Genomic DNA, 5,315 nt, shown 5'->3' with positions numbered 1-5,315 from the left:
GCCCACCTCTTCGAGGCGGTGCACAACGCCCGTAAAGGTGCGAACGGCCTCCCGGATGGCCTCGAGCGGCGTGCCGCAGCGGAGCGCGGCGAGGCTGGCCGCCAGGACGTTCTCCACGTTGTGCTCGCCGCGCAGCCGGATGTCGCTGCGCCGGCACACTTCCACGACGCCGCCCGGCACAACGTCATCCGGGAGCCCGGGAAGCGCAGGCATGGCGGCCAGCAGCCGGTCGCCCTCCACCCAGGCTCCCGGTTCGTGGCGGCCAAGCCCGAACCAGAGCACCTGCCCCGCCGTGCGCCCCGCCATCTCCGCCGTAATGGGGTTTTCGGCGTTGAGCACGGCGAAGTCGTCCGGGCCCTGGAAGGCCAGAATGCGCGTCTTTGCCGCCACATACGCCTCCATGGTCTGGTGGACATCCAGGTGGTTGGGCGTCACGTTGGTCACGACGGCCCCGTGCGGGCTCACGCCCGCCGTCTCGAGCTGGAAGCTGGAGAGTTCGAGGACGACCCAGGCGTCGGGGCCGATGTCGTCGAGGTGTTCGATGAGGGGTTCCCCGATGTTGCCGCCCACGAAGACGGGCCGGCCGGTACCGCCCAGCATGCGCCCGATGAGCGTGGTGGTGGTGGTCTTTCCGCTGGAGCCGGTGACGCCCACGATGGGCGCCCGGCACAGCCGCATGAAGAGGTCGGCCTGCCCCGTGACGACAACGCCCGCCCGGCGCGCCGCCTCGATGGCCGGCAGGTGCTTGGGGATGCCGGGCGTCACGAACGCTACGTCAACGTCCTGCAGCACCTCCAGGTAGTGTTCGCCGAGCACCATCCGTACCCCGAGCCGCTCCAGGTCCGCGCCCCTCGGGCCCAGCTGCTCCAGGGGCTTGCGGTCAGACGCCACCACCGAGGCGCCATGGGTCACGAGGTACCGTACCAGGGGAACGTTCTCAACCCCAAGCCCTACGACCGCCACCCGGACACCTCGCCAGGTGTCGGGCAGTTGCGTGTGAACGCTTGTCGGGATTGCCACGGCTGATCCTTTCCATCTTACCGGCCGCACGCCACCCCACTGCCGCCCGCTCGCCTCGTGGTCGGCGCCTGCCAGGGCGCGGAAGAGGCGTTCGAACTGTTCGGGGTCACCACTCGTGAAAAACGAGTCCGCCGCCGCCCTCTCCTGGCGGAACACTTCTCGCCCGGGCTCGGCGCCCCTCGCAAACTTCCGCGCCGCCGCCTGCGCCACGGCCTCGCCGGGGTCGAGCAGCGCCACGGGCCGGCCGGCTACCCGGCGGATGACCGGCTCCAGGAACGGGTAGTGGGTGCAGCCCAGCAACAGCCCCTGCGCGCCCCCCTGCAGCGGGGGCTCAACGTGGCGCCGAACGGCCTCTTCCGCCTGTTCCCCATCGAGAAGCCCGGCCTCCACCAGCGGCACCCACTCCGGGCAGGCCTCCTGGGCCACCTCCAGGTGCGGGGCGTGCCGGGCCAGGGCCCGTACGTACGCGCCGCTGCCCACGGTCGTGGCCGTGGCCAGCACCGTGACCCTGGTGCCCGGCTGCGGCCACAGCCTCGCGCAAGCCGCCGCCGCCGGCTCCAGCATGCCGACCACGGGGCCCCCGAACGCCTCTGCCACCGCCGGCAGGGCAACCGAGGACGAGGTATTGCATGCCACCACCAGGAGCTGGGCTCCTCGCTGCCGCAAGAACGAGGCGATCTCCGCGCCGAACTCCGCGATCTGCTCGGGCGGCCGGCCCCCGTAGGGCGCCCGCCCCGAATCTGCCACGTAGAGTACGGGTACGTCCGGGAGCAAGCGCCACAGGTGGCGAAGGACACTGAGGCCGCCAACGCCGGAATCGTAGACGCCGATCAAGCTGCTCTGCGCATACCTCCTGCCCTCGAGGGGCATGGCCCGCAGCGCCTGCCCCCGGGCGTCCGGCGACTAAACAACCTATGACGCCGGCGCCGGCGGCGCCACCGGCGTCCCGAAACGCCGGGACGAGGCCCGGCGGCGCACCAGCGATGGGTCAGCTTCCAGCGGCTGCGTTAGGTCGAGGTGCCCGGCAAGCGTCTCCACCGGCTTGCCCTCCACCAGGATCTGCACCCTGCGGATCCCCGGGTAGCCGGCCAGCGTGTTGACAATGCCGTAGACGGTCATCAGTTCGCCGGTCGTCCCGCCCCAGTGGCGCTCCCGTATTTCCCGGGAAAAGCTCACGATGGCGGTATCGCCCTCGATCTTCACCTCCAGCGGCCGGGCTCCTGTGGGGAGCACCGGCGCCAGGCCGCTGCCGAGGCGCGGTCCCCTGGCCAGAAGCTCCAGCCGCCGCATCGGGTTATCCTGCCCGGGCAGGACGTAGCGCACCTCGGGTTCGAGCTGTGCCCCGTCCGGGGCTGCAAAGTAGAGCACCACCGGCTGCCCCAGCCCGATGGCGGGCAGGATGCGGTCCTCGTAACGCGCGGCGTACCACAGGCCGCCGGCAGCGATCAGCACCAGGGCCACCGCGGCCCCGATCCACGCCTTCAGCCGCACGGCCATGCCACCTCTCTTCCTCGCTAGCGGGCAGCGCGCACAGAGACCGTCTCTACGGTATCATTTCCCACCTGGCTGAGAAAACTGACAATCGCTGCAAACATCGCTTCCGCAGCCTTCTGGCGAAACGCCGGATTCTGCAGCCGGTTCTCGTCATCGGGATGGTCGACGAAGGAGACCTCCACCAGCGCGGCCGGCATTTCGGCCAGCCTCAGCACCCGCAGGTCGCGGCGCATCCGGATGCCCCGCCCGGTGGTGCCGAGCTTGTCCAACAACGAGTCATAGAGGAGTTCGGCGAGCCGCTGGCTGGCCGGGTTGTTGACGGAGTAGAAGACCTCGGTTCCCACCACGCTGGCCGACGTCGAGGCGTTGTTGTGCACGCTGACAAACACGGACGCCCTCGCCCGGGAAGCGATGTCCACCCGCTCGTCGAGGGAGACGTACACGTCGCTGCGCCGGGTCATGGTCACTTCCACGCCCACCGACTCCAGCAACCGGGCGAGGCGGGTGGCGATGTCGAGGTTGTAGACCTTCTCCGGGGTCCCGCTGACGCCGATGGCGCCCGGGTCGAAGCCCCCGTGGCCGGGGTCAATCGCCACCGTCCGGCCGGTCAGCGGCCGGTCGCCGAGCGCCACGACCATGGTCTCCCGTTCGTCCGCGCTGAAGATCTGGTAGCCGACGGGTTGCTTGAGCTCCACCACCACGCGGGCGCTGCGGGGCAGGTACTGCCCGACCCGGACGCTCAGGGCGGGGCCCACGCCCGGACGTTCCTTGAGGGCCTCCGGATCCAGCCTGCGATCCACCACGGCGCCGGGGATGTCCAGCACCAGCCGGTCCGGGTTGCGCAGGTAGAACGCCCGGGGCTGAATGGGCCCCGTGGACTCCACCACCACACTGGCTCCCCTCGGTCCCAGCGGGCGGACCGCCACGTCCGTGATGCGGCTGTAAACGTCCAGCACCAGGTCCATGTCGCCGGGCGGCTGCACCGGGCCGCTGGTGCCGGCGTCCAGCAGCTGCCGGGTGAGGTCGAGCGACGTGGTCACGTTGAGCTGGATGGGTCTCTCCAGCTCGAGCACGGCCCGCACCACGTCCGGCTGGAACTGGCTCATCCGGAACCGCCGCACCGGCCCCTGGCTCACCTCCCACTCCCCGGCTGCGCCTGCCAGGGTCGACTGCTGGATGTCGATCACCAGCCGAAGCGGGTCCGTGAGCGTGGCGGTGCGCACGGGCGCCAGCCCGGACATCTCGGCCCAGAGCTGCGCCCGGCCCTCCGGGCTCCAAAGCCAGTAAACCCCGGAGACCGCGTGATTGAGCAGCACCGAGACGTGGCCGTCCTGCGGGTCGGTGCTCACCTGGAACCCCACGGCCGCCGCGAGGTCGATGGCCACCCTGACCACGTTGGGCTCGTACTGGGCCAGTCTCACCCCTTTGACCAGGGCGCCGCTCATCGGATACTCGGAACCCGGCGCGGCCAGCCTGGCCTGCTCCAGGTCCATCACGAGGCGCGGGGGATCGGCCAGAACCTTCGGGGAGTCCCGCAGCCGCACCGGCCCCTCGCTCAGGATATCGATCCGGGCTCGCCCGCCCTGGCGGCGTACGGTAACCCCCGTGACCTCGCCGGGCGACACGGTGGGCGGCTCCGTGGCGGCCGGCTTCGTCGCCGGGGGCAAGGACGCGGCGACCTTCGCCTCGGAGGGCGCCGGTTGGGGCCCGAGCGCCGTCTCCCCGGCCGAGAAAGCGACCGGTTGGGGCTGGGAGGTGACCTGTCTTACCGGGATCGCCACCGGCACCCCCGCGGAGTCCGCGCTCTCGGGAGCAGAACCTCTGTCGCCAGTTGCGGGGAGCACGGGCTCATCAGCCGAGACCGCAGGGGAAACCGCCCTGGCCGCTTCCCGTGCCACCTGCACGGAAGCCGAGACGTCGAACACCCTGGGGCCCGCATCCGCAGGAGCACCGGCGGACGGGAGCAGCGCCAGGACCCTCTCCACCGGATCCTTCCGGGCAGGGGTCAGATCCGGCGGCTGGGGTCTCGGGGAGGGCGTATAGGGCCCGCGCTCGCCAGGCTGCCCCGCCACCTGCCCCGTTGCCTGTAGCCGGTCCTTTTCTGCCGCCGTCTCCTCGGTGGGCCGGGCCGGGGGAGCAGCATTTGGCGAAGCCTGAGGATGCGGCGGAGCCTCTGCGGGCGCCGCGGCTTTGGCAGGCGCCGGCTTCTCCGCCGCCCGAGGCCGCGTCGCGAGGTTGACCCTGCCGGACTCGCCATCCCACTCCACCCGGATGCCCAGCGCTTCCGCCACGGCCCGAAGGGGCACCGCGAGCCGCCCCTCCACCAGCTCCGGCGGCTCGGGAAGCGCCCGGCGCTCCTTCCCCACCGTGGCCTGCCTGGAACCCACCTGCACCCGGATGCTCGCCGTATCTCGCCGCAGAAGCGCCGTCTTCGACGAGGGGTCCCACTGGATGGTCGCGCCGAGTGCCTCGAAGAGCCGGGCGGGGATCATGAGGGTGCCGTTGAACATGAGCGCCTGCCCGTCGGCGGCGCCGGCCGGCTTTCCGTCTATCCAGACCAGGCTGGAGGCGTCCCCCCCGGCAGCGGCGGCCACCGACGGCCTCGCCGCGCCCAGGCTTGCCAGCGCCAGCAGCACCACCGCTGCGGCTCCCAGCCGCCTCGCTTTCCCGAAGCGCCCCCCGCCTGCCCCGCCCACGCTGACCCGCCCCGTCTCCAGTCATTTCCAGGCGTGCGGTATAAAAAAGCCGGCGTGGCCGGCGTCTTTCACCGGCGCGGCCGGATGGACGATCGGGCGGCAGCG

At 71.5% G+C, this 5,315-nt stretch carries 3 protein-coding genes; all 3 read right to left on the bottom strand.

What is annotated here, in order from left to right:
* A partial coding sequence (gene murD / locus AB1609_14960; GenBank protein ID MEW6047758.1) for a UDP-N-acetylmuramoyl-L-alanine--D-glutamate ligase occupies nucleotides 1-1,890 on the bottom strand: 1,890 nt, incomplete at its 3' end.
* Nucleotides 1,891-1,932: 42 nt separating this feature from the next.
* Nucleotides 1,933-2,517: a GerMN domain-containing protein gene (locus AB1609_14955; GenBank protein ID MEW6047757.1), complete on the bottom strand. Its 585-nt coding sequence runs from the start codon at nucleotides 2,515-2,517 to the stop codon at nucleotides 1,933-1,935.
* Between the two features lie 17 nt (nucleotides 2,518-2,534).
* Nucleotides 2,535-5,210, bottom strand: a complete 2,676-nt coding sequence (locus AB1609_14950; protein ID MEW6047756.1) for an N-acetylmuramoyl-L-alanine amidase — start codon at nucleotides 5,208-5,210, stop codon at nucleotides 2,535-2,537.
* Nucleotides 5,211-5,315: the final 105 nt, after the last annotated feature.

This window comes from Bacillota bacterium, assembly GCA_040754675.1.
GTDB lineage: Bacteria > Bacillota > Limnochordia > Limnochordales > Geochordaceae > Geochorda.
The sequence above is the reverse complement of the archived record's forward strand: the minus strand, read 5'-3'. Positions and strand labels throughout refer to the sequence as shown.